This window comes from Quadrisphaera sp. GCM10027208, assembly GCF_042658805.1.
In the GTDB taxonomy this organism is placed as follows: Bacteria; Actinomycetota; Actinomycetes; order Actinomycetales; family SCSIO-59966; genus SCSIO-59966.
On record NZ_JBHSRC010000015.1, the window covers coordinates 1 to 3,070 of the forward strand.

Annotated in this window: 2 protein-coding genes; both read right to left on the reverse strand. The window is 63.9% G+C overall.

Going from position 1 to position 3,070, the window contains the following annotated elements; all coding sequences use genetic code 11:
* Positions 1–531 precede the first annotated feature (531 nt).
* Entirely contained in the window at positions 532–1,818 is a 1,287-nt protein-coding gene (locus tag ACFP6A_RS14360; RefSeq protein ID WP_379604659.1) for an O-antigen ligase family protein, read from the reverse strand.
* A gap of 217 nt (positions 1,819–2,035) precedes the next feature.
* Positions 2,036–2,830, reverse strand: a complete 795-nt coding sequence (locus ACFP6A_RS14365) for an integrase core domain-containing protein (protein WP_379604661.1) — start codon at positions 2,828–2,830, stop codon at positions 2,036–2,038.
* Between the last annotated feature and the right edge of the window lie 240 nt (positions 2,831–3,070).

Genomic DNA, 3,070 nt, shown 5'->3' on the forward strand with positions numbered 1-3,070 from the left:
CGGCTTCCGCAACCTGACCAACTACATCGCGCGGTCCCTGCTCGAGACCGGAGGCTTCAGACCGCGACTACACCCTCAATCGTGAAGAGCCCGCAATCGGCCTGCTCGACTCCACCACCTGCTTCACCGCCTCCTCGCGGTACTCAGGCGTGAATTTCCTGTACTTTGCCATAACGGCCCTCCCCTTCCAGGAGACATTCTCCCTACCGGGCCACTGTCCGTCGAGACCCCACACCCCACACCACGGCTAACCGGCCAATACTGGTATTGGTGCACGTCAGCGACGCGCCGTGGTTCGGTAACTGCTCGGTGAGCCGAATCAAGGTGTACTGGGAGGCGCGTCGAGGTCTCCCGGACGGGCGGGGTTGGAACCTCCATCCCCCGGAGACCCCGACCTCTACCCCGGCCGACGCGCCACCCCGCTACACCCCCGAATGTGAAGAGCCAGACTAACTGGGGCACCGCCGGGCGGAATTATGGACCGCGTCCTGGGCGACAAGCTCGGCCGGCACCGACTGGAGAACCTGTTCATCATCGGCGTGAAGAAGGCGTCCTGGCGCCACGGGCAGCAGTACCTGACGCTGGTCTCGGACCACCCGTCGCGCTCGATCGTGTGGGGTACCCAAGGCCCCGACCGAAAGAGAGTGATTGCCCGACAGTTACTGCCGTCGGGATGATTGCGAAGATGTACACCAGTGGGTTGTCTGTAGCGAAGAACGCAATCAACGCGGCGAGCATCAGAAGCGCCGACGCATGCGTGGGCCGATGATCGGTGTCGATGCGTACGAGCCACCAGATTCGCGCAGCGAGCGTGATCAGGCCGAGCAAGACGAGGCCTAAGCCGATGTATCCAAGGTCGACCCACAGTCTCAGGAATTCATTGTGCGGCTGGTTAATACGGCCACTTGTTAAGTCACGCACGATCGCCTGGGAGGCCCCGAGGCCCTGCCCTGTCCACGGTGCCACTTCGCCATAGCGAAGGAGTCCGGCCCATAATACGACCCGGCCTTCTACGTTGATCGGGATTCCGAAGGCAACGAGGCTGAGATCGCCGGTGCTGAACCGGTCCTGCAGAGGTTGATAGTACAACACGGCAGCGGCGAATGCGGCGATGCCAGCGACGACACGGAATATCAACTGGCCAGTCTTTGCGGTCTTCGACAGTGACGCCGCTGCGAAGACGACAAAGGCGATAGCCGTAGCAGTTCGGGACCCGCTCAGCGCGGTCTCAGCAAGGAGTATGAACGACAGGAGGCGGTGAACTGGTCGTAAGTGCGTCCACTGTCCGGCAAGCCAGGCGATCAGGAGTGCGGCGACCATTCCGAAGGAACGCCGGCCGATAAACTCATCAGAACCAAAGCCATATACTACGAGGGATATCCCGTAGAACAGCGCCAGCATCCACCCGGCCCGGGGATACCACCGTTCAGTTTGAACTATCCCGCGAGACGTGGTGGTGTGCGCGACGTACCACATGCCGACGACGAACAACCACAGACAGAGAATTGTCTGCACGGTCTCCTCACCGGCAGGCGCGCCGTGGAGGATGAGGCTAATGGCCCCCCACGCCAGCAGCCACCACATGACGATCGGCACCGTCCGGCCCGATCTCAGCACACCCGCTTGTGTCGATAGGTCTAGTCGCAGCCTTACGGCGAGCAGGCCGGCTGCAACTATGACAAGAAAGTAGGCCAGGCCGCCGACGAGGTAGGCTGTGCCGCTCTGCTCGAAGAGGGTGACACGGGTTGGAAGGTCGGCCGTGGCGAGGAATGCAACCGCAAACGCGCCCAGGACACCGAAACCTCGTTCGCGTTCCACGCAGACCAGTGTGCCCGACGTCTACCGGATTCGCCACTACGCAGGCGCACCAGCATGGGGGTCTCCGGGGCTGGCGTAATCCAGTGAATGATCTTGTGGTTGACCGTGAGGTTTTCTGGCTCTCCGTACTTGACCGGGCAGATGGGTCTGGCGCGTCGTTGGCCCGTGACCTCGGTGGTCATGACTGTATCGGGTAGTTCTGCTCATGGGAGTGAGGTCACGGGCTTGGTTCAGGGTGTCCCGCGTCAAGCAGATGGCAGGGGTTCGTGTTCGGGAGAGTTGGCGGTGAGGGGTCGGCGAGGCCGAGGTGGACGTCCAGGGGGCGGTTCCAGGCGATGGCCTCGTGCGGGCGGACGGTGTTGTACTCGACCCCGTAGTCGTCGGCGTGCGCGACGAGGTCCAGCGTGTCGTTGGTCTCTTCGAGGTGGAGGCGTTCGTACTTCAGGCAGCCGAAGCCGCGCTCGCGTGAGCCGTTCTGGCCCGGGCTCTTGACGGCGGTGCGGACGTGGCGGATCTCGGGGTGGGTGGCGATGAACGCCTCGAACCGGAAGGATCGGAACGGTCCGCCGTTGTCGATGACGAGCGCGACGGTGGACATGACGTTCCCATCGGCGTCGACGTCGCAGGCTTCGATCAGCGGGCGGCCGAACGTTGCCTCGTAGTCGGCCAGGGCGAGCTCGACCGCGGCGATCGCGTCGTGCTGGTTCGCGGTCGGGCACGTGTGCCAGGAGTGCTCGTATCGGGGACGTGTGCCAGGAGTGCTCGTACTTGGACCAGTAGTCCCCCGGCACCCGGCCAGGCGCCACGTCCCGCCGGTGGTGGTCTCGAACTCAGAGAAGTCCAGCTGCCAGACCTGGTTCGGGCCAGTCGGTTCGGTCGCGAACGCGGCCTTGCGCCGGGCGGCGTGCTGGCGCCGTTCGCGCTGGTAGTTCGCCTCCAGCAGCAGGCCCTCGTCCCGCAGTGGGCGCAGTACGGTGGACTCGCCGACCCGGTGCCCGTCGTAGCGGCACATCGCCCAGTGGGGTGTGTCCTTCCCGCCGGATAGTGGCCCGAGGGGGGAGTATTCCTCCTGACAGAAGGGGTCGTTGATGTCTAAGTATCGGAAGTTCACTCAGGAATACCGTGAAGAGGCCGTTAGCCTCGGTCTTTCATGCGGCCGGTGGGTGGAGTCCGGATCGCCGATTTTGAGTGGTCCAGGTCACCCGGGCGGGTCGGGGGTATGGCAAGGGCCCGGCTGTCGCGCCGAGTGGGC